18 protein-coding genes are annotated in these 19,843 nt (G+C 53.8%); 7 read left to right on the top strand and 11 right to left on the bottom strand.

Features of this window, described 5'->3' with window-relative positions; translation table 11 throughout:
- Window positions 1-4: 4 nt before the first annotated feature.
- Genes ABGI61_RS13700 through ABGI61_RS13690 form a run of 3 tightly spaced genes read right to left on the bottom strand, consistent with a single transcriptional unit; the run spans window position 5 to window position 4,282 of the window.
- The gene (locus ABGI61_RS13700; RefSeq protein WP_347602005.1) at window positions 5-766 is read right to left on the bottom strand and encodes a phosphoadenylyl-sulfate reductase; all 762 of its coding nucleotides are present in this window, start codon (window positions 764-766) and stop codon (window positions 5-7) included.
- Window positions 750-2,468 (bottom strand): assimilatory sulfite reductase (NADPH) hemoprotein subunit, encoded by a 1,719-nt coding sequence (gene cysI, locus ABGI61_RS13695; protein WP_347602003.1) that lies wholly within the window; start codon window positions 2,466-2,468, stop codon window positions 750-752. The genes ABGI61_RS13700 and cysI overlap by 17 nt, the downstream gene beginning before the upstream one ends.
- Complete coding sequence (locus ABGI61_RS13690) at window positions 2,468-4,282, bottom strand: assimilatory sulfite reductase (NADPH) flavoprotein subunit (protein ID WP_347602001.1); 1,815 nt, start codon at window positions 4,280-4,282, stop codon at window positions 2,468-2,470. The genes cysI and ABGI61_RS13690 overlap by 1 nt, the downstream gene beginning before the upstream one ends.
- 292 nt (window positions 4,283-4,574) lie before the next feature.
- Between ABGI61_RS13690 and ABGI61_RS13685 the strand changes: the two genes are divergently transcribed.
- Window positions 4,575-5,390 (top strand): DUF2884 family protein, encoded by an 816-nt coding sequence (locus tag ABGI61_RS13685; RefSeq protein WP_347601999.1) that lies wholly within the window; start codon window positions 4,575-4,577, stop codon window positions 5,388-5,390.
- Between the two features lie 118 nt (window positions 5,391-5,508).
- Here ABGI61_RS13685 and ABGI61_RS13680 read toward each other — a convergent pair whose 3' ends face one another.
- From ABGI61_RS13680 to ABGI61_RS13660, 5 genes are read right to left on the bottom strand one after another with little or no spacing between them, the layout of a single operon-like run.
- A complete protein-coding gene (locus tag ABGI61_RS13680) occupies window positions 5,509-6,786 on the bottom strand; it encodes an MFS transporter (protein ID WP_347601997.1) in 1,278 nt (425 codons plus the stop codon).
- A 33-nt stretch (window positions 6,787-6,819) separates the two neighbouring features.
- A complete protein-coding gene (locus tag ABGI61_RS13675) occupies window positions 6,820-7,797 on the bottom strand; it encodes an L-threonylcarbamoyladenylate synthase (protein ID WP_347601996.1) in 978 nt (325 codons plus the stop codon).
- Complete coding sequence (locus ABGI61_RS13670; protein WP_347601994.1) at window positions 7,794-8,588, bottom strand: DUF6671 family protein; 795 nt, start codon at window positions 8,586-8,588, stop codon at window positions 7,794-7,796. The genes ABGI61_RS13675 and ABGI61_RS13670 overlap by 4 nt, the downstream gene beginning before the upstream one ends.
- Window positions 8,585-11,008 (bottom strand): putative inorganic carbon transporter subunit DabA, encoded by a 2,424-nt coding sequence (locus ABGI61_RS13665; RefSeq protein ID WP_347601993.1) that lies wholly within the window; start codon window positions 11,006-11,008, stop codon window positions 8,585-8,587. The genes ABGI61_RS13670 and ABGI61_RS13665 overlap by 4 nt, the downstream gene beginning before the upstream one ends.
- Entirely contained in the window at window positions 11,005-12,363 is a 1,359-nt protein-coding gene (locus ABGI61_RS13660; RefSeq protein WP_347601991.1) for an NADH-quinone oxidoreductase subunit L, read from the bottom strand. The genes ABGI61_RS13665 and ABGI61_RS13660 overlap by 4 nt, the downstream gene beginning before the upstream one ends.
- Window positions 12,364-12,466: 103 nt before the next feature.
- Between ABGI61_RS13660 and ABGI61_RS13655 the strand changes: the two genes are divergently transcribed.
- The 4 genes from ABGI61_RS13655 (at window position 12,467) to ABGI61_RS13640 (ending at window position 15,672) form a co-directional block, all read left to right on the top strand.
- Window positions 12,467-13,351, top strand: a complete 885-nt coding sequence (locus ABGI61_RS13655) for a LysR family transcriptional regulator (RefSeq protein WP_347601989.1) — start codon at window positions 12,467-12,469, stop codon at window positions 13,349-13,351.
- Window positions 13,352-13,415: 64 nt separating this feature from the next.
- The gene (locus tag ABGI61_RS13650; RefSeq protein WP_347601987.1) at window positions 13,416-13,766 is read left to right on the top strand and encodes a RidA family protein; all 351 of its coding nucleotides are present in this window, start codon (window positions 13,416-13,418) and stop codon (window positions 13,764-13,766) included.
- Between the two features lie 158 nt (window positions 13,767-13,924).
- Entirely contained in the window at window positions 13,925-14,752 is an 828-nt protein-coding gene (locus ABGI61_RS13645) for an ABC transporter permease subunit (RefSeq protein WP_347601985.1), read from the top strand.
- Window positions 14,749-15,672, top strand: coding sequence for an ABC transporter ATP-binding protein (locus ABGI61_RS13640; protein WP_347601983.1), 924 nt, complete (start codon window positions 14,749-14,751; stop codon window positions 15,670-15,672). The genes ABGI61_RS13645 and ABGI61_RS13640 overlap by 4 nt, the downstream gene beginning before the upstream one ends.
- Window positions 15,673-15,697: 25 nt before the next feature.
- Here ABGI61_RS13640 and ABGI61_RS13635 read toward each other — a convergent pair whose 3' ends face one another.
- Window positions 15,698-16,624, bottom strand: coding sequence for a matrixin family metalloprotease (locus ABGI61_RS13635; RefSeq protein WP_347601981.1), 927 nt, complete (start codon window positions 16,622-16,624; stop codon window positions 15,698-15,700).
- Between the two features lie 111 nt (window positions 16,625-16,735).
- Between ABGI61_RS13635 and ABGI61_RS13630 the strand changes: the two genes are divergently transcribed.
- Together ABGI61_RS13630 and ABGI61_RS13625 are read left to right on the top strand one after the other, a co-directional pair.
- Window positions 16,736-17,185, top strand: coding sequence for an NfeD family protein (locus ABGI61_RS13630; protein ID WP_347601979.1), 450 nt, complete (start codon window positions 16,736-16,738; stop codon window positions 17,183-17,185).
- A 25-nt stretch (window positions 17,186-17,210) separates the two neighbouring features.
- Complete coding sequence (locus tag ABGI61_RS13625; protein ID WP_440590610.1) at window positions 17,211-18,146, top strand: SPFH domain-containing protein; 936 nt, start codon at window positions 17,211-17,213, stop codon at window positions 18,144-18,146.
- Window positions 18,147-18,207: 61 nt separating this feature from the next.
- On the opposite strand, the gene ABGI61_RS13620 is transcribed toward ABGI61_RS13625, so the two are convergent.
- The gene (locus ABGI61_RS13620; RefSeq protein WP_347601977.1) at window positions 18,208-19,521 is read right to left on the bottom strand and encodes a Xaa-Pro dipeptidase; all 1,314 of its coding nucleotides are present in this window, start codon (window positions 19,519-19,521) and stop codon (window positions 18,208-18,210) included.
- A gap of 3 nt (window positions 19,522-19,524) precedes the next feature.
- Window positions 19,525-19,812, bottom strand: a complete 288-nt coding sequence (ubiK, locus tag ABGI61_RS13615; RefSeq protein ID WP_347601975.1) for a ubiquinone biosynthesis accessory factor UbiK — start codon at window positions 19,810-19,812, stop codon at window positions 19,525-19,527.
- Window positions 19,813-19,843 lie beyond the last annotated feature (31 nt).

Below are 19,843 nucleotides of genomic sequence, written 5' to 3'. Positions count from 1 at the left end.
TGGGCTAAATACCATCACCGTCCATATGCAGGCCGCATTCGCGGCCAAAGCCGTTAAAGCGGGTGTCTTCTTCGCTCATGCCCAGCTCTAATTTGCGGGTGGAATGCGTATCACCGACCGACACATAGCCCTGCTCCCACAGCGGGTGGTAACTTAAGCCGTGCTCTTTTAAGTAATAAAACACGTCCTTATTGCTCCAGTCGATTATCGGCTGAATTTTCACCACGCCACGGCTAATTTCGACAATATCTTTATCGGCGCGGGTACTGCTTTGGCTGCGGCGCAGGCCGGTAAACCAGCTGCCGACGTTCAGTTCCTGCAAAGCGCGCTGCATGGGCTCAACTTTATTCAGCTGGTTATATTGTTTAATGCCCTCAGCGCTTTGCCACAATTTACCGAAACGCGCTTCCTGCCAGGCCGGGCTAACCGCTGCGCGGTACACTTTCAGGTTTAACTTGAGCTGCTCGGTTAACTGATCAATAAACTGATAGGTTTCCGGGAACAAATAACCGGTATCGGTTAACACTACCGGGATATCCGGTTGTTGCTGTGTCACCAGATGCAGCATCACCGCCGCCTGAATACCAAAGCTGGAGCTTAGCATCGGGCTTTGTGGCAGGTTATTAAGTGCCCAGTGCACGCGCTCAGCCGCGCTGAGCGGTGTCAGCATATGGTTAATCTCAGCCAGCCAGCGCTGCTGGGTGGCGGCATCCTGCTGCAGAATGTTGCGATAATCGGTGTGGGCGATTTTAGCTGTGGAAGTCATCTTTTGGCACCACTACCGGTTTTACCACACCGGCCCTTATAACAAAATCACCAAAACCTTCATCGGCATTACGCTCTGTGGCCCAGCGGCCAATTAAGCCATCCAGGGTAGCTAAAATGTCGGCTTCACCGACGTTATCCAGCAGCAGGCGTGGAATACGCGTGCCCTCACGATTACCGCCTAAATACAGGTTGTATTTACCCGGCCCACGGCCGACTAAGCCTACTTCGGCCAGCATGGCACGGCCACAACCATTCGGGCAGCCGGTAACCCGCAATACGATATGCTCGTCGGGTAGCTGATGTTTAGCCAACAGGGCTTCGGTTTTGGTTACCAGCTCTGGCAGGTAACGCTCGGCTTCGGCCATCGCCAGTGGGCAGGTCGGGAACGACACGCAGGCCATCGAGTTTTTGCGCTGCTCACTGTGGCTATCATCAATTAAACCATGGGCGCGGGCGATAGCTTCAATCTCGGCTTTTTGTGCTGCCGGCACGCCGGCAATGATCAGGTTCTGATTGGCTGTCATGCGCAAATCGCCCTGATGGATGGCGGCAATTTTCGCCAGACCGGTTTTTAACGGCTTGCCGGGGAAATCCAGAATACGGCCGTTTTCAATAAACAGCGTTAAATGCTGTTTACCGTCAATACCCTCAACCCAGCCGATACGATCGCCGCGGCTGGTAAAGCCGTAAGGCCGCACCGGTTCAAAGGCCACGCCGGTGCGTGCTTCCACTTCAGCGCGAAACGCATCAAGGCCGATACGGTCGATAGTATATTTGGTTTTGGCGTTTTTCCGGTTAGCGCGGTTGCCGTAATCACGCTGCACGGTGACCACATGCTCGGCCACTTTCAGCACATGTTCCAGCGGAATATAGCCTAAGTCGTCTGCCATGCGCGGGTAAGTGGCGGTATCACCCCAGGTCATGGCCAGGCCGGCGCCCACTAATACGTTAAAGCCAACCAGCTGGCCCTTTTCGGCCACCGCGACAAAGCTTAAATCATTGGCATGCACATCAATGTCATTGTGCGGCGGTATCACCACGGCCGTTTTAAACTTACGCGGCAGATAGGTGTCACCTAAAATGGGTTCCACTTCGGTGGTCTCAATTTTTTCTTCATCCAGCCAGATTTCGGCATAGGCGCGGGTTTTTGGTAGTAAATGCTCACTGATTTTCGCCGCCCACTGATAGGCCTGTTGGTGCAGCTCAGACTCTACAGGGTTCGAGGTACACAGCACGTTGCGGTTTACATCACCGGCGGTGGCGATAGAGTCGATACCAATTTGATGCAGAAACTGGTGCATCGGTTTAATGTTCGGCTTTAGCACACCGTGAAACTGAAAAGTCTGGCGCGTGGTTAAGCGGATGCTGCCGTACAGTGTGCTGTCGGCAGCAAACTTATCAATTGCCAGCCATTGCTTCGGCGTAATAATGCCGCCCGGCATCCGGGCGCGCAGCATCACATTATGCAGCGGCTCCAGTTTTTGCGCGGTACGCTCGGCGCGGATATCGCGGTCGTCCTGTTGATACATACCGTGAAAGCGGATCAGCATAAAATTATCACCGTTAAAGCCGCCGGTGATTTCATCTTGTAAATCGGTCGTGATAGTGCCGCGTAAATGCTCACTTTCAGCCTTTAACCGCTCGTTATCAGACAGTGCGCCCGGTGCGACTAGCTCTGGCTTAATTGGATACTGGCTCATTAATACACATCCTTCTGATAACGTTTGGCGACACGTAATTCATCTAAATAGGTTTGCGCTTGGTCAGCTGTTTTGCCGCCGTGTTGTTGCACGATGTCGATAAGCGCCTGTTGTACGTCCTTGGCCATACGGTTGGCGTCACCACAAATATACAGATGGGCCCCGTCCTCAAGCCATTGCCACAGCTCGCTGCCGTGCGCGCGTAGTTTGTCCTGCACATAGACTTTTTGCGCCTGATCGCGGCTAAAGGCCACATTAAGCTTAGTTAATACACCGCGCTTTAAGTAATTTTGCAGCTCCAGCTGGTAGAGGAAATCCTGGGTAAAGTGCGGGTTGCCGAAAAACAGCCAGTTTTTACCGCTGGCGCCACGGGCGTCTCGTTCCTGCAAAAAGGCGCGAAACGGCGCTATACCCGTGCCGGGGCCAATCATAATCACCGGTGTGTCATCACTTTGCGGCAGGCGGAAGTTGTTATTGTGCTCAACAAAGACTTTTACCTTATCGCCCTCGGCTAACCGCTCGGCCAAAAAGCCGGACGCGCCACCCAAATGCGGCTGGCCGTAAGCATCGTAACGCACTACACCGACGGTTAAGTGAACCTCGTCTTCCACTTCGGCTTGTGATGAGGCGATAGAATACAGCCTTGGCTGCTGTTTACGCAGGGCGTCAGCCAACTGCTGCGCGCTTAACAAACCAGGGTGCTCGCGCACGATATCGATAATCTGCCGTTCGCTTAAATACGCTCGCAGTGCGGCTTTGTCTGCCGCCAGCTCGGTTAAAGCGGCATTATGGGTTGCCGCGGCATATTTTTCGACAAAGGCCGGGTACGACTGTGTCAGTTCCAGCTGGTCAGTGAGTGCCTGTTCAATGGTGAGCGTGTCGCCGGCCAGCTGCACGGGCGTATCACGTGCTATTGCCGTTAACAGCAGTAGCTCACGCACCAGCGCTTCGTCATTGCTAAAATACACGCCCAATGCATCACCCGGCTGATAGCTTAAGCCAGAGCCGGCCAGTGAAATTTCAATATGGCGTACATCTTTGGTTGAATCACGGCCGGTGATTTTCTGGTTAGTGTACAGCTCTGCCGCAAACGGGTTTTGCTTATTGTACTGGCTGACACTGCCTACAGCGGTATCACTACCTGGCCACGCAATAACCTGGGCAGAAGGCGCGGCGGATGCTTTTAGCTCCGGCTCCAGTTTAGTAATAACCTCGTTACTCCAGCTGTCTGCCTGCGCCTGATAATCCACATCTAAATCGGCTCGTGCGTGCACCGGTGTAGCACCCAGCTCGGCTAGGCGTTGGTCAAAATCCTGCGCCGTTTTACAGAAAAATTCATAGCTGGTATCACCCAGCCCCAGCACCGCATATTTTAAGCCGTTAAGTTTGGGCGCTTTTTTACTGAATAAGAAATTGTGCAAACCAATGGCATTTTCCGGCGGCTCGCCCTCACCATAGGTAGACGTTACAATCACCAGATACTGCTCGCTCTTTAGCTGAGTGGTTTTGTATTCAGCCATATCTATTACTTTAGCGGCGATACCCTTGGCCTGCGCTTGCTTGGCCAGCGCTTCGGCAACATGACGGGCATTGCCGGTTTGCGAACCAAATAAAATGGTCAGGCTGGCAGTTGCAGCGGCTTGTGCCGGTGCCGCCTGGCCTGCAACCTGGCCGGCCAGCTGGGCGCTGGCGGCCAGATAACCACTGACCCAGGCTTGCTGAATAGGGTTTAACTGGCTAACGAGGCCTTGCAGCTGCTGCACCTGCTGTTCAGATAACGGACTGGCCTGCGCCACCAACGAAGATAAAAGCATAATAGATCCTGCCACACTGGAATTGTGGGCATTTTAGCCATCTATATGTATGCCGGTAAAAGAATGGAAATCTCTTCTTTATTCCAATAAGTAATTAAAAACGGCAGTTAACCGCTGCCGCTGTCTGTAGTGATAGCCACTAAAATGACTAAAAAGTAGTGAAATCGACTAGCATAAAAAAATTTTTTTCATGTTTGTTTAAACTTTTTCATAAATAACATCGACTTAAATTTTGGCATTAAGCTTGTAACGCTAATGCGGTAATCAACAGACCCATGCTAAAAGGACAACGATGATGAAAAGCTTAATGATCGCCAGCGGTGTTGTGTTAACCAGCTTGAGCACTGCCGTGATGGCCCATGAAAACCAAAGCTGTAATATCAACTTTGATAAAGACTTAACCATTAGTAGCCATCAGGTGGTCATGCAGGACAAGGGCGCTGAGCTGTGGCGCATCAGCGACCATGGTCAGCTGTGGTTGCAAGGTAAGGCAGTAGACACTGATGCCCATACCCAAGGCTTGCTGCGTGATTATCAGGCCGGTATCCGTGCACAAACCCTGGAAACCGTGGCGCTGGTAGAGGATGCACTCGTGCTGGCAGCCGATGCCGTAAATGCCGTACTGACGGAATTAACCGGCGATACACTGGATAGCCACCCGGCATTGCAGCAGGCGTTGGATAAGATCCGCAGCACCACCGCCGGCGTGGTGGAGCGCAGTGGCGATACCATTAATGTTTACGGTAGCCGTTTTGACAGTATCGACCAGGCGTTTGGCCCGGAGTTTGAACAAGCGATTGAACAGGCAGTAACCAGTTCGATGGGCAGTGTTTTTATGATTATCGGAAAGGCCATGGCCAGCGGCGAGGGCACCTTCGAACAGCGGATGGAAGCTTTTGGCGAGCGTATGGAGCGCTTTGGTGAAGACTTAGAAGCGCGCATGGACATTCAGGCGCAGGCACTGGAGCAACGTGGTGACAGTATGTGCGCGAACCTGCAGCAACTGGATCTGCTGGAAGGGCAAATCCAACAGGCACTGCCACAGATGCAAGATTATGATTTATTTGACGTAAGTTACAACACGGCAGCGTTCAACCTGGTTGACTAACCGCTTGGGTCGTTATGTTGCTTTAGCCACGTCGTGATGTATTTGTTTATTTTGCCTCCCTGGCTTCACTTTGGCGCGCTGTGTTCATCCTGACAGCGCGTCTTTTTTTACTTCAGGCTTATTTACTGGCCGTCATGCTGCAGGTAATTAGAGCGCCTATTACGTTAAACAAACAAAATAATCCGATCACGGCGTTCACTGAGTAGCTGGCGAACAGGGCGGCAACGCCACCCATGATTAGCAGAAATAAGCCAATAACACTATTACTGACAGAGACATAGTCTGTACGGGTGTTACCAGTAGCAATATCCAATAGATAGGTTTTTCTGGCTAAGCGTACGCCACCATGGGCGATGCTAAGCACAATAAATAAAACCGGCAACGCCCACAGTGGCGCAATCAGGTTTTGTACGGGTAACAACAGCGTGGCGGCGCAACCTGCGGCACTTAGCAGACCGGCGTAAAACAGCACGGTTTTACTGTTGCGATCGGCGAGCTTACCCCACAAGGGGCCGGTCAGTGCAGTCGCCAGACTACTCGCCACCAGCAGCACGGCCAACATTTTACCGTCTGCGCTGTATTGCTGTGTCATTACTACGACAAAAGGCAATGCCAGTGCCGAGCTACTGAGCATGGCGCGGCACAGTACAAAATTACGCAGAGTGTTATCCTGTTTCAGTAAGCCAATGTTGCTCAGCGTCTGGTGCCAGGCATTCACACCACCGTCTGTCGCACCGGCATGCTCGTGAATACCTGTGAACAGCAGCGCAGCCAGTAACCATAAGGCTGCCGCTATAAACAGCAATACGCTGTAGGTCACCACAGAAGCGGTATCTAGCTGGTAAAGCGTTAGTGCACAGATGGCGGTCATGATACCGGCTATGGCTGTTGCAATGCCGCCCAGGCGCCCGCGACGGCCCTTAGGGATGGTTTTGCCCACGACGTCTTTCATGGCGACCGAATTAAAACCGCGTGCAAGGCTAAATAACAACAGCAGGCTAAGGATTGCGATCCCTGCGATATAACCCTGTAATGTCAGCGCACAGAGTGCCATGCCTGCCAATGCGACAGCCTGCAGCGCACTGCCGCCAAGCAGAAAACGTTTTCTGATGGCAAATTGCCTGACCCAGGCGCCAATCAGCAGCTGCGGCAGCATCGAGCCGGCTTCACGCAGCGGCACCAACCAGGCAATAAAACCAGCGGGCACGCCCAGAGTGGCACCTAGCCAGCTTAATACCGTTTTGGGATTGCTAATCAGGTCAGCCAGTGCGGTCAGGCTTTGCGCGATCAGTAACAAAAAAAAGTTAGCGGGCAAGGCGCTGCAAGCGGCATCGGGTATATCTTTACAGGCCCTGCCGTCATCTTCTTCAAATAACACTTGATAGGCTTTTTTCACAGTGTAAGTCTCGATAGGCTGACGGCGGTTATGTTAGTCGCGCCGACTAAAGCTGGCCCGGCGCAGTCTGTCATGCACAGCAAGCCAGGCTTCACCCTCAGGGGGCAGTTCACACCAAATACTGCCGGCACCGGCGTTATCAGCTTGATATAACCGCTGATACAAGACACTGGCATAGGCGGCAGCCTCGCCGGGCATCGCAATGCTTAGCGCTGTGCATGCGGAGGGTAATGCAGTGTAGTGCAAGATGGCGACATCTGCCGAGGCCGTTTCAGCTAACTGTTGCAGCTCGGCGCTGGTAAAACACTTAAGCGGTGTGTTGGGCTGATAATGGGCGTCCACATTGCCCGCCACTTTCACCTGATGTTGCTCGGGCTGATACACAGGTGCGTGTAACACCTTTACTAGATCTGATGCCGTGATGGGCCCTGCGCGAACAATTTGGATGCGTTCAGTGGTTAAATCGACAATAGTCGATTCCACCCCATGCTGACAAAAGCCGCCATCGAGCACGGCATCGATTTTGCCAGTTAAACCGCTGAGTACCTGCTCACAACTGGTTGGGCTAAGTTTTTTATAACGGTTTGCTGAAGGCGCCGCCACCGCCAGCTGATGTTGTTGTAGCAGCGTTAATAATGCCGGGTGGGCCGGCATACGCAAACCTATGGTATCTAAACCGCCGGTGACCACTGCATTAACATGGGGGGCTTTTTTAAGCAGCAAGGTTAATGGGCCTGGCCAGAACGCCTTGGCCAGCACCCAGGCGGTCTGTGGTATATCGCAAGCCCAATCGCTGATAGCGTCGACACTGGGTAGATGCACAATAAGGGGATGATCGGCCGGGCGGCCTTTGGCGGTAAAAATTGCCCGAACGGCGGTTGGATTAGTGGCATCTGCAGCTAAGCCGTATACCGTCTCTGTTGGCACGGCGACTAATTTCCCCTGCTGCAAGAGCTGTGCGGCCAGCGCAATATCGGTTTGCTGCTGTGCTTTAAGTACTAAGGTTTTCATGGATTACACCACTGACAATATTGTGCTTTGGCAAAGTGCTGTTCTACTGCAAAGGTGTGTTGATGTCCACAGCGCTGACAGCATGCCTGCCGTGCTTTGGTCAGGGTGCTGGGTGCGCCACAGTCTTCACAGGGTAAACCGGCAATAGCCGTGTCGGGCCAGAAGCCAGGCGTGGTACACACTGGACAGCAGCTTTGCAGACGCTCTGCTAAATTTTGCGCCGCCAGAGCTATATGCTGTCGCCGCTCTGGGCTTAAATGGGCGCGTAAATCGTAACTCAGTTGCAGCTCGCCCTGCGCTAGCTGTTCGCGGGCAAGAATGCGGCAGGTGCTGACATCAAGGGCTTTTTGCAGGTACTTACCCTGTTGCAGCAGCAAATGTTGGCCGGCGGGCACACTGGCCAGGGCGGTATCTAACTGGCTAAGTGTCTGGATCTGCCATTGCTGCGCCTGCGATGGGCCATAAAAGCGACCGGTTACCGCCCAGCCCTGGCTGAGGTGCACGCAGCAGATTAACTCCAGATTATAAGTGCCAAGGCCATAAGGCCCGGCAGAAAAGCTGCCTTCACTGCCTATGCCAATATCCAGGCCGGACAGCTCTGCGGCCAGCGCCGCTTTGCGCAGTGCGCACTCATGGGGCGACATAAAACGCGGCCGCTCGCCGGCAAAACTGCCCAGGCTGTCGGTGTCAAAGCTGTCTAGCTCTATCAGCTGCCAGCCCAGCGCCTCAACCGCCGGGGCTATGAGGGCCGCTTTTTGATGCCGGCTGAGTACGGCTGCAGTTTGGCTCATAGCGCCACCGGCTGCCAACGCTGCTGACGCCACTGCTGCATACTGCCATCGTCATTCAGCTGGTACAGATACAGCCATTGGTTATTCACCAGAGCAGCAACATCGGCAGCGCTTTGGATCACCCCGGCAATGGCCTCAGCGGGCGCCGCAATCACCACGGATAAACGCACCGGTTGATGCATCAATTTACTGCCATCATGCACCGACTGCCAGGCTAAACCGGTACGTAAGTCACCGCCGTTGCCTTCAAACACGCCAATGTGGCCAGCGACTACATTGTGCAGCAGCTTATTGCCGCTGCCATATTTTTCGGGCGCGACTACTGAGGCATAGTACTGCAGGTTAATCCAGTTGGTTACCACCATCGGCGCCGTCATAATGGTGTGCAGCAGGCTAAAGCCGGCGTCCTGGTTGGCATCGTAATCATGTAAGAAGCAGCGGCCTTGCAGGTCGAGCTCTTTCGTCAGCTGGCGCGGCGCCACAATAAAAGCAGCGTTATTGGTTAAGCCCCACTCTGGCCTGAGCTGGGCCCAGTCTTTACTGCGCAGATTGAAGAACTTCTCCAGGGCGCCAGCGGCCGGCTGTGGCCCGGCAAACTGGGTTACTCTGGCCTGACGTGCCTGCGCTGCTGCGGCTGTTAACCAGTCTCGCCAGGACGCATCTGTTGGCGCCTGATACACCTCCAGCTCGTCTGTGGTGGTGTGGTGTAAGCCGGCATAGAAGCGGGTGTCATCGCTAATAGTAATATTGTGCTGCTGCGCCAGCGAGGCGCGTACTGCCGCATCATTTAATAGCTGCGCCAGCACCTTAACGTTGACCTCGCCGGTTTGGCCGCCACAGGCGCCGCAGTCAAGCCCGGCCGCGTGTGGGTTATTGCAGGTGTCACTGCCGTGGCCAAATAAGATAACAACCGGTGCCAGCCGCTCTTTGAGCCCCATGGCGGTTAAAATGGCGGCGGCTAGCTGTGCCTGCTCTGCGCTGCTCAGCACTTGCTGGCCGTTACTGATTTGCCATTGGCTGTTATCCAGATGTTTGTTTAACGCATGGGGTGCTTGCGGGCGGAAAAAGGCCCGTTTAAGCAAGCTAAGCAGTTTAGTCGGGCCAGCGGCTTCTACCATGCCCAGGCTGGACGAGGCTAAATCGAAGCTTTGTTTCCAACCCAGATCTGGCTGGCGTGATAGCGGCGCTTCTTCGGGTTTAATCTGGCTAACAGTAAGGCTGGGGGCTAATAATCCAGGCAGTTGCGGCCGCTGCAAGCTACTGCCGGCCGTTTTATAGGCAATAGGTAAACCAAAGAAACCGGCAAACCCGAGCGTTTGAATATCGTCGTGCTGCCGCTCCAGGGCCCGGCGCATCGGCTCTGATCGCACGTCAATACAAAACGCCGCTTGCAATGCCGGCCGTTTGGGCGCGTCTTGTTGCTGCGCCTTTTGCGCGGCGCTTAATTTTGCCAGCAGTGGCTGCTGCACACTCAGCTCCAGTGCCCGCTGCCAGCACTGGCGCAGGGCCAATTGCTGCTGCAGTGTTGTCAGCTGGCCATTGACCTGCTGCGCTTGCTGTTTTAACTGGTGTAACAGGGCGTCATGCTTTTTATTGTGCGAAAGGCTGTGCTGCCACAACACCCAATCCCAGCCCAGTAGCATGTAAAGTAGTTGGCTTACTGCCTGCTGTGGCTGGCCTATGCCCTGTAACTGTTGCTGCCAGTCGAGCCAGGCTTGCCAGCCGGCCCAGCCAGACAGGCTTTGCAGCAGGGCTTCAAAATAAGCCAGTTGGCTTGGCGCATCGCTACACCAGCTGTTAAGCCAGGGAGACAACTCGGCTAACAACGCATCCGGGTCTTCTGGCAAGGTGGCAAACAGCGGCGTTAAGCCGGTACCGGTCAGTACCTGTAAGCCCTTATCATGCCGTACCACGCTCAGCCAGCTATGATAAGCATGGTGTTCACTGTCGGCGTCGACACTAAAGCGTTCCGGGTACTGATGATACAGCGCCAGAAACTGGCTTAGCTGCTGCACGATCAATTGCGGCCAGGGTAGGGTCCGTGTTTTACCTTGCTGTGCTGCCATCCGCTCTGCCAGCCGCTGCCAGCGCGTTAGTGTAACCGGTTGCGACAGTGCGGCTACAGCCTCATCGGTACTCATTGTTAGGCCATGCTCGCTCAGTGCCTGTTGTAAGTGCGTTGGTTGAATTTGTTGCTGCCATTGGCTTAAGTACCACTGCGCGCTCATTAAACAGTCGGTTCCCGCCAATAGTTGCTGTTCGGCACACACTGCGGCAAACGGCTGCTGCCGCTTTGGCCACCAGGGGTTGACGGCAATCAGCTGATCCAGCGGCCACTGCGGCGCTATCTGGCTGGCGGCGCGTTCAATCAGTGCGCTCAGGTTGTGCTGTGGTACGTGATGTTGAGATAAGGCGCTCATTTTACCTCCTGCAGCGTGTCTTGCTCGGATACGACGGCTTGCTTTTGCTGATAGGGCCAGATTTGCAGCGTAATACGGGTGGCCCATTCGTCCAGATAGCCACCGGCATTGAGCCAGATAAACAGCTTGTTCAGTTGCTTTTGGTGACTTTGATAGCGCAGTAGTATTGCCAGGACAAATAAGCCGGCAAAGGCGGTGCTGGCAATGATATCTGCCAGGTTGTTAACAGCGACCGGTGTGGGCATGACATTGCGCAGTAGGGTCTTCAGGCTGAAGTACAGTGCCAGTAAACCCAGGGCATAAGCCAGTGCTAATAAAAGCCGCGCTGGCCTGCGGCTGTCGGCCCGGCAAAGTGATGGTACCAGCAGCACGCTTATTGCCAGCACCAGTAACACAGCGCTGCTTAAGCTCGTCAGTGGTAATACCAGCTGTACCAGATAGACCAGGCCGGTCGATAGCAGCAGTGCCAACAGCCAATGCCGGGCCGCTGGGTTGGTTTTGCCGGCCAGCTGCGCGGCCAGATAATGATTAACCGCATTACCGCTGTGTAAAAAAGCATAGGCTTTGTAACAGGAATGGGCTAACAGGTGTAGTAGTGCCAGGGTATAGAGCCCCAGCGCGATTTCCACCAGCATCAGGCCCATCTGCGCTACCGTAGACCAGGCCAGGCGCACTTTAATGCTGATGCGGGTGGTCATAATCAGTGCTGCCAGCAAGGTGCTGCAAAGTGCCGCCGCCAACAGTAAACTGCTGGCCAGGCTGCTGTACGCCAGCACAGGTGCAAATAACAGCAGCAAGATACCGCCCAGGTTGATAATGCCGGCATGCAGCAGCGCCGATACCGGCGTTGGCGCTTCAACCACTTGTATTAACCAGCCATGTAAGGGTAGCTGAGCACATTTGAGCAGCGCCACCAGCACCAGCAGCAGCGCAGCGCCATGTAGCAGCCAGTTTCCGGCTTCAGTTGTCGACACCATAGTCGTCATTTCGCTGATATTGGCAGTATCAAACTGCAGATACAGTAAGGTGAAGGCCAGAGCCAACAAGGCCTCACTTAAGCGGGCGCTGAGTGCTTTTTTGTGCGCAGCCAGCTGAGCGCGTGGCCGCTCGGGGTAAAACAGCAGCAATTGCTGCAGCGCCAGGCTTATCGCCACCCAGCCCAGCCAAAACAGCACTAGATGATTACTTAGAAGGGTAAATACAACCGCAGCCAGCGTTGCCGCCAGTGCTCGCATAAAACGGCCTTTGTCGGCTTCTCCGGCCAGCGCGGTGGCACTGTAGCGCCAAATCACCACCGCGAGCAGGGCAATCAGGGCCAGCAGGACCAGTTTAAACAGACTCAGACTAAAAAACATGGTTCGCCTACCTTGGGTCATTCGACACTGGCGGTATTGTGCTCAGCTGACTAACATAAGTAAAATACATAATTAATTTATAAACGTTCACTAAAAAAGAACTATGAGCCGGCTAAATTACCATCATTTATATTATTTCTGGCAGGTAGCCAAAGGCGGCAACCTAACGGAAACCGCGCAGCGGCTGCATGTGTCGCAATCGGCGTTGTCGGCGCAAATCAAGCAGTTAGAGCAAAGCATGCAGGTGCAGTTATTTCGTCGCGAAGGCCGCAAGCTGGTGCTGACGGACAGCGGTTATCAGACGTTAAAATACGCCGAAGATATTTTTAGCCGGGGCGCTGAGCTTGAACAGTTACTGCAGCAGGGCATGCAACCGCAGCGCAGCCCCGTCCGCATTGGCGCCCTGGCAACGATGTCACGTAACTTTGTTGAAAGTTTTATCGCGCCGCTGTTGGCTACCCCGCAAGCCCGCTACAGCCTGTTATCGATGAACCAAACGGCGTTATTAAACGCCCTTGCCAGCCATCAGTTAGATTTGGCCTTAACGAATGTGGCCGTGCAGGGTAATGACAGCCAGTTATGGCAGTGTCGCTTATTAGCGCGCCAGCCTGTGGCAGTTATTGGGCCGCCAGGGCGTGATCCGGCCGCTAGCCTCAAAGCCTACCGCCAACAGCGCTGGGTGCTGCCGCCGGTGCAAAGTCCCATTCGTACTGCCTTTGATGCCCTGGCCGCGCAGTATCAACTGGCACCTGATATAGTGGCGGAAGCCGACGATATGGCAATGTTACGCTTATTGGCCCGCGATAGCGGCGCCTTAAGTGTGATGCCCGAGGTTGTGGTAAAGGACGAGTTAAAAGCCGGCCGGTTACAAAAATACCTTACCCTGCCGCAGGTTTATGAAAACTTCTACATAATTACCACCCAGCGCCAGCTGTTACACCCGCAATTAAACCTGCTGCTGCAGGCGTTTACTGCCACTGCGGTGTAACTGATCAGACTACTGAGGGCATCAGCACAGGGTAGGCTAGGTAATCACTAACAAGGAGTACCTGATGAGCATACAACGTATTTTGCCGGCGGCACGTTATTCTGAAGCGGTTATTGTCAACGGTCTGATTTTTTGCGCTGGCATGGTGCCCGACACCCGCAGCAATGACGCGACCTTGCAAACGGAAGATGTATTGGCACAAATTGATGCCCTGCTGGCGCGTTGTGGCAGTGATAAAACCAAACTGGTTGACGCTACCATCTATTTAGCCGATATGGCCGACTATGCCGCGATGAACCTGGCTTGGGACAACTGGGTTGCGCCCGGGCAAGCACCTGCCCGCGCCACGGTGCAGGCAAAGCTGGCCGATCCACACTGGAGAATTGAGATAAAAATTGTTGCTGCGGTGTCATAGGTAATAGCCAAATTGACGATATTTTCGTGTAATCAGCAAGCAGCCGTTCAGGCTGCTTTTTTATCTTAATGATTTAATTGAAAATAATTTTGGCACTATAACTGCTATTCTTTCGCACTTCAGCAACATTGCTGGTTAACATCGCACAGGACGCTGCTATGCCTCATCTTGTCACCCTATTAAGACACACCGGCTTATACGCCGGTTTTGAACTACGCCGTTTGTGGCAAACCCGCTCTGGCCTGATGACACTGGCCGCGACCTTGGTTATCTGGGGCCTGTTGTTTCGTTATGCCATAGTGCCGGCGGCGGACCTTATTGCCTCGCGCGGTTTTACCGATTTTATCAGCGGCCTGTTTGGCAACAACGGCATTAGCCAACTGCGCAGCTGGCCCGCGCCAGAGTTGGCCGTGTACTGGTTTTTCAGCCTGTGGTTGTTGCCGCTGCTTAGTCTGTTTTTTACCGCCAACCAGCTGTGCCCGGACATAGAGCGTGGCACGGTGCGGTTTTTAACGCTGCGTAGCAGCCGCAGCAGCCTGGTGCTGGGCCGTTTTGCCGGCCAGTTAGTAGTACAGGGCTGTTTAATTTTACTCACCTTGCTGGCGACCCTGATATTGGCCAGCTGGCGCGCCGGTGGCATCTCGCCGGCTATGCTTAGTGCCGCGCTGGTGATCTTGCTAAACTTGTTGCTGGTGGTGGCACCTTTTACCGCCATTATGGCAGTGTTTTCCGCCTTGGTACGCAGTGCAAAACTGGCTGTGAGCCTGGCCATTGTCAGCCTGGGGCTAGGCTTTGCGCTACTTAGCTGGTTTGTTTTTTACTTTCCTGACTTTTTGTTTTTATTCAGTTATATCCCAGGTGCCCAGGTGATACAGCTATTACCACTGCACGGCTGGCAAACCTTTAAATTCGCCATGTTGCCGCTTTGGCAAACGGCATTATTACTCGGCCTGGCCTGCCTGCTGTTAAAAAGGAAAGCGCTATGAGCACCCTGATACACTGCGACAACCTAAGTAAACGCTTTGGCAACAAGACGGCGCTGGCGAATGTGAGTTTTAGCCTGCAGCAAGGCGATGTGGCGGCGCTGATTGGCCCCAATGGCGCCGGTAAAACCACCTTGTTCAGTATTTTATGTGGCTACCTGCGTGCCGATAGCGGCAGTGTTACGCTGTTAGGCCATAAACCCGGCAGCACGGCACTCTGTGGCCAGTTGGCCGCGCTGCCGCAAGATGCCCAGTTTGACCCGGCCTTTAGCGTTGGCGAGCAGCTGGACTTTTATGGTCGCTTACAGGGCTTAAGCCACAAAGCGGCTAAACAGGAAACCGATAGGGTACTGGCACTGGTGGAACTATCAGCGCAGCGAAAACAGAAAGCGGCGGCGCTTAGTCACGGTATGCGTAAACGAGCTGCCATAGCGCAGGCCTTTATCGGCTCGCCCCAGCTGGTGCTACTGGATGAGCCCACAGCCGGGTTGGATCCGGCGCATGCGCTGCAAATACGTCAGCTGATTAGCCAGCTAAGCGGTCAGTTAGGCAGCCAGGTCAGCTTTATGATTAGCTCGCATAATATTTTTGAGCTGGAGCAGTTGTGTAACAAGGTGCTGTATTTACAGCACGGCCAGTTAAGCAACCCGGCTGATAACAAAGGCAGTGATAGCGCCGAGCAGTATTTAACGCTGTTATTAGAACAAGCGGCTGACCAGCCGCTGCTGGCTGTGTTGCAACAGCTGCCTGGGCTTATTAGTGTGCGGCCGGGGCAAAAGAACCAGCTGTTACTTAGCTATAACAGCGATCAGCAGCCGCAGTTTGATCTTGAATTGCTGCAATGCCTGGCCGCGCACGGTTATCGCTACCGTAACCTGATTAAAGGCCAGACGCTGGAGCAAAAGCTATTTAGTGTTTCGTAGCGTTACTGCTCAAACAGAGTTGGCGTTAAAAGCCACATTGCTGCTGTAGCGCCTGAATATCTTCGCTACTAAGGCCCTGCTGCTGGGCACTTAGCGCATAATACATCACCGATGTGGGCCCTGCGGTGTGGCCCAGTCCGAGCGCATGGCCAAACTCGTGTAACAAGGTGAGTTCCAGCGCCTCGATTGAAGTGTAAGCAAAAATGGTCATCTGCCGCTGCCGGCCGGCGATCTGCATTACGCCGACTTCGGCCGCCGCCAGCGGCTCTACCTGTTGTGGCAGCAGCGCATTACGGTCAGCCACCGTATCATTCAGGTAGCGTTGCTGGCGCAGCAAGCGTTGCTGCTCGTCATTTAATTGCTCTGCCTGCTGCTGTAATTGCTGTTGTCGTTGTTGCAGCTGTTGTTGTTGCGCCAGCAAGCGGCTGCGCTCATTGCTGGTGGCCTGGCGTGCTTGCTGTTCAAAGGCCGCAGCATCGGCCGCGAACTGCTGATTAGCTTGCTCGAACTGCTGCTGCCTTGCTTTTAGGCTGGCTGCCTGCTGTTGCAGGTGCTGTAGTCGTTGGTCGATAGTGGCATCATAGCGGGCCAGGTTTCGTGTCAGCCGCGCCTGCTCTAACAGTTGCTGCTGGCGGGCGTCATAAACAAAATCAATGGCAAAACCATCAAGGCTGTCATAGCGAAACAGCGCTTTACCCAGCGCTTTATTCCACTGGCTGGCAGCGTTGTGCGCCGCTTGTTCGGCTTGCTCCAGCGTTAAGTTAAAGGCCGGGTCCAGTTTGCCGATGCGCCACAGCACCGGCGCTTGGCACAAATACTGTTGTAGCGCTTTATCGGCGTAGTGCTGCAGCAATTGGGCGGCCGGTTTGTCTTTGCTCAGTAGTGGCAGCAGCCAATGGTAAGCGGCAAACAACAACAGGGTATAACAGAGCGCACGCCAGAGAAATCGCATATCAGCCTCAACACAGCAAAGGGTTGTTACAAAGTGGTAGAGGGTTTCATTTGACCACTTTGTATGCCTTACGTTAATGTGCAGCATAACAATTGTTACGGAGCAAATTAAGTGAATATTGCTACCTTGTGGATCGTCATCGGCATCGTGCTGATTTTATCTGAGTTGCTGGCGACCAGTGTCGTTGCAGTGTTCTTTGGTATCGCTGCCATTGTAGTTGGTTTGTTACTGCATATGGGTGTGATTGAAAGCTACAGCATACAGTTCTTACTGTTCGGTGTGTTGTCATTGGTGCTGCTGTTTAGTGTGCGTGGCCATTTTAAGCGTTGGTTTGTTGGCTACACCGCCGACAGTAATGAGCAACCTTCGCGTTTTAGCGAAGATATTGGCAGTCGGGTCACAGTGCACAGCGATTTTGTCCATGGCGCTGGCCGGGTTGTATTAAATGGCGTGCAATGGGACGCCGAATCAAGTGATGGGTTAAAAGCCGGTGATATCGCTTGGGTAGTGGCTAACCACGGCATTAAATTAACGGTCACAGCAACAAAGCCACACAGCTGATTTTTTTGTTAAGGAGTAACAACAAGTGCCAATAGATATTAATACCATTTTAATGGCCGGCTTCGCGCTGGCCGTGGTGATTACCATTGTTAAAACGGCGCGGGTCGTGCCGCAAAAGAGCAACTATGTCATTGAGCGGTTGGGTAAATACTCGCGCACGCTGGACTCGGGGTTTCATATTCTGATCCCTTTTATTGATAAAGTGGCTTACGTGCATAGCTTAAAAGAAGAAGTGATCGATGTGCAGCGCCAAACCTGTGTTACCCGCGATAATATTCAGGTCGGTATTGACGGTATTTTATACTTGCAGGTAATTGACCCGCACAAAGCCAGCTACGGTATTAATGATTACCGCTACGCGTCTGCCCAGTTAGCACAAACCACCATGCGCTCGGTCATTGGCCAAACCGACCTAGACAAAACCTTTGAAGAGCGCGCCAAAATTAACGAAGAGGTGGTAAAAGCATTGGACGAAGCGGCTGCGCCCTGGGGTGTAAAAGTGCTGCGCTACGAAATTGCCGATATTGAGCTACCGATCAGTATTAAAGATGCCTTAGAGCAGCAAATGCGAGCCGAGCGTGAGCGCCGCGCCGCTATTGCCAAATCGGAAGGTGAGCGCCAGGCGATGATCAACGTGTCAGAAGGCCAAAAGCAGGAAGTCATTAATCTGTCAGAGGGCGATAAGATGCGCCAGATTAACGAAGCCGAAGGCCGCGCCCGTGAAATAGAGCTGATTGCAGTGGCCACGGCCGAAGGTATTCGTAAAATTGCTGAAGCGATAAACCAGCCGGGTGGCTCAGAAGCGGTAAGCCTGCGTGTAGCCGAGCAATATGTAAAAGAATTCGGCAACCTGGCCAAAACCAACAACACCATGATAGTACCCGCCGAACTGGCGAATATCGGCGGTGCGGTCGCCGGTTTAACCGAAATCCTAAAAGTGGCCCAGCCAAAGGCGAAGTAAGCACTATCGTTTTTGCTCACACTAAGCCGGCCCTGTGCTGGCTTAGTGTTTGGTTCCTACCTCAATCAAGCTGTTTTACTATGTCACCACCTTTAACCACCACAGAGATATTTTCCAGCAGCGTAATGTGCTCAAGCGGGTTGCCCTTTAGGGCGATCATATCGGCATAGGCGCCGGCTTGCAGTACGCCGACATTAAGCTGGCCTTGCTCGTTTCGCCAGTTAAGTAAGGTCGCTGCGTTAACGGTGGCGCTTTGAATCGCCTGCAGCGGTGTCATGCCCCATTGCACCATGTAATTGAACTGGCGCGCGTTTAAGCCATGGGTGTACACACCGGCGTCGGTGCCGTAGGCGATATTCAGCCCGGCTTTAACGGCTTTGCTAAAGTTTTGCCGCTGCAGCTGGCCAACAGTACGCTCTTTGGCTAATGATTCAGGCAAAATGCCGGCGGCTTCGCCTTCTTGCAATATGTAGTCGCTGACGTAAATATCCATCACCAGGTAGGTGCCGTTGCGTTTGGCCAGTTTAATGGCGTCATCGTCGATAAAGCTGGCATGCTCAATCGAGTCTACGCCGGCTTCCAGTGCCCGTTTAATACCGCGCAAACCGTGGGCGTGGGCGGCAACAATAGCGCCGCGATCTTTCGCCTCGGCGACAAGAGCCTGCATTTCAGCCAGGCTGTACTGGCTGGCGTTAACGTCGGTGTTGCGCGACAGCACGCCGCCGGTGGCGGTAAATTTAATCACATCAGCGCCGTACTTCATATTGCTACGCACCTTAGCCCGTATGGCATCGGCGCCGTTCGCCACGCCATCGCCACTGGCCTGATAAGTGTGCGGCAACAGGTTATTGTCGCAGTGGCCGCCGGTCATACACAAACTGGGGCCAGACACCCGCATACGCGGGCCGGGCATTTCGCCGGCGTTTATCGCATCGCGCAGGTCAACGTCGGCAAAGCCGGCCGCGCCTAAATTGCGCACTGTAGTAAAACCAGCCTCTAAAGTGGCTTTGGCCGCTGTGACGCCAAACAGCGCCTGGCGCGCAGGCGTTTGTTGCAACCGGCGGTAGCCATGCTGCGCCGGGTTAGCGGTTAAATGCACATGCATATCGATAAGCCCCGGCAGCACGGTGTAGCCGGTTAAATCGGTGCTTGGTAGGGCCTTTTGCTCAGCTGTCAGTGATGCGATAGGCACGATGTCGTGAATGCGGTCTTGCTCTAGCAGAATAGCCTGGTTGGCGCGCAGTTTGCCGCTTTGCACATCTAACAGCTGACCGGTCAGGATCAGTTTATCTGGTGCGGCTACGGCAGTAACAGGCATAAAACTAGCAACCGACATGACGCTGGCGGTGAGTGTCAGGGCAAGAAGCCGGCGCATAAGTTACTCCTGATCTGAGCTGGGCAGTGGCTGGCTTTTTAAATCCTCAGTCTTCTCAGCCATTAAGGCCGCCAGTTGCTGTTCTAACTTTTCCAGTTTTTCGCGGGTGCGCAGTAGCACCTGGCGCTGCACGTCAAACTCTTCGCGGCTGACAAAATCCAGCTCAGCCAGCTTACTTTGCAATACCTGTTTTACTTTGGCTTCAACGTCGTCGGCAAACTGACGCACCTGAGGCGGAATAGCATTGCCGATTTGTTTGGCAATATCTTCAATTTTTTTCGCATCGATCATGGTTATCTCCTTTGCTGCATCAGGTACTTGC

It is taken from the genome of Rheinheimera fenheensis, assembly GCF_039871805.1.
Classification (GTDB): domain Bacteria; phylum Pseudomonadota; class Gammaproteobacteria; order Enterobacterales; family Alteromonadaceae; genus Alishewanella; species Alishewanella fenheensis.
This window is presented reverse-complemented; position numbering and strand designations above follow the sequence as displayed.

Bases quoted from the DNA above. Each gene is read 5' to 3' on its own strand.
- ABGI61_RS13700 (WP_347602005.1), bottom strand. From the start codon at position 766: ATGACTTCCACAGCTAAAATCGCCCACACCGATTATCGCAACATTCTG.
- cysI (WP_347602003.1), bottom strand. From the start codon at position 2,468: ATGAGCCAGTATCCAATTAAGCCAGAGCTAGTCGCACCGGGCGCACTG.
- ABGI61_RS13690 (WP_347602001.1), bottom strand. From the start codon at position 4,282: ATGCTTTTATCTTCGTTGGTGGCGCAGGCCAGTCCGTTATCTGAACAG.
- ABGI61_RS13685 (WP_347601999.1), top strand. From the start codon at position 4,575: ATGATGAAAAGCTTAATGATCGCCAGCGGTGTTGTGTTAACCAGCTTG.
- ABGI61_RS13675 (WP_347601996.1), bottom strand. From the start codon at position 7,797: ATGAAAACCTTAGTACTTAAAGCACAGCAGCAAACCGATATTGCGCTG.
- ABGI61_RS13670 (WP_347601994.1), bottom strand. From the start codon at position 8,588: ATGAGCCAAACTGCAGCCGTACTCAGCCGGCATCAAAAAGCGGCCCTC.
- ABGI61_RS13665 (WP_347601993.1), bottom strand. From the start codon at position 11,008: ATGAGCGCCTTATCTCAACATCACGTACCACAGCACAACCTGAGCGCA.
- ABGI61_RS13660 (WP_347601991.1), bottom strand. From the start codon at position 12,363: ATGTTTTTTAGTCTGAGTCTGTTTAAACTGGTCCTGCTGGCCCTGATT.
- ABGI61_RS13655 (WP_347601989.1), top strand. From the start codon at position 12,467: ATGAGCCGGCTAAATTACCATCATTTATATTATTTCTGGCAGGTAGCC.
- ABGI61_RS13650 (WP_347601987.1), top strand. From the start codon at position 13,416: ATGAGCATACAACGTATTTTGCCGGCGGCACGTTATTCTGAAGCGGTT.
- ABGI61_RS13645 (WP_347601985.1), top strand. From the start codon at position 13,925: ATGCCTCATCTTGTCACCCTATTAAGACACACCGGCTTATACGCCGGT.
- ABGI61_RS13640 (WP_347601983.1), top strand. From the start codon at position 14,749: ATGAGCACCCTGATACACTGCGACAACCTAAGTAAACGCTTTGGCAAC.
- ABGI61_RS13635 (WP_347601981.1), bottom strand. From the start codon at position 16,624: ATGCGATTTCTCTGGCGTGCGCTCTGTTATACCCTGTTGTTGTTTGCC.
- ABGI61_RS13620 (WP_347601977.1), bottom strand. From the start codon at position 19,521: ATGCGCCGGCTTCTTGCCCTGACACTCACCGCCAGCGTCATGTCGGTT.
- ubiK (WP_347601975.1), bottom strand. From the start codon at position 19,812: ATGATCGATGCGAAAAAAATTGAAGATATTGCCAAACAAATCGGCAAT.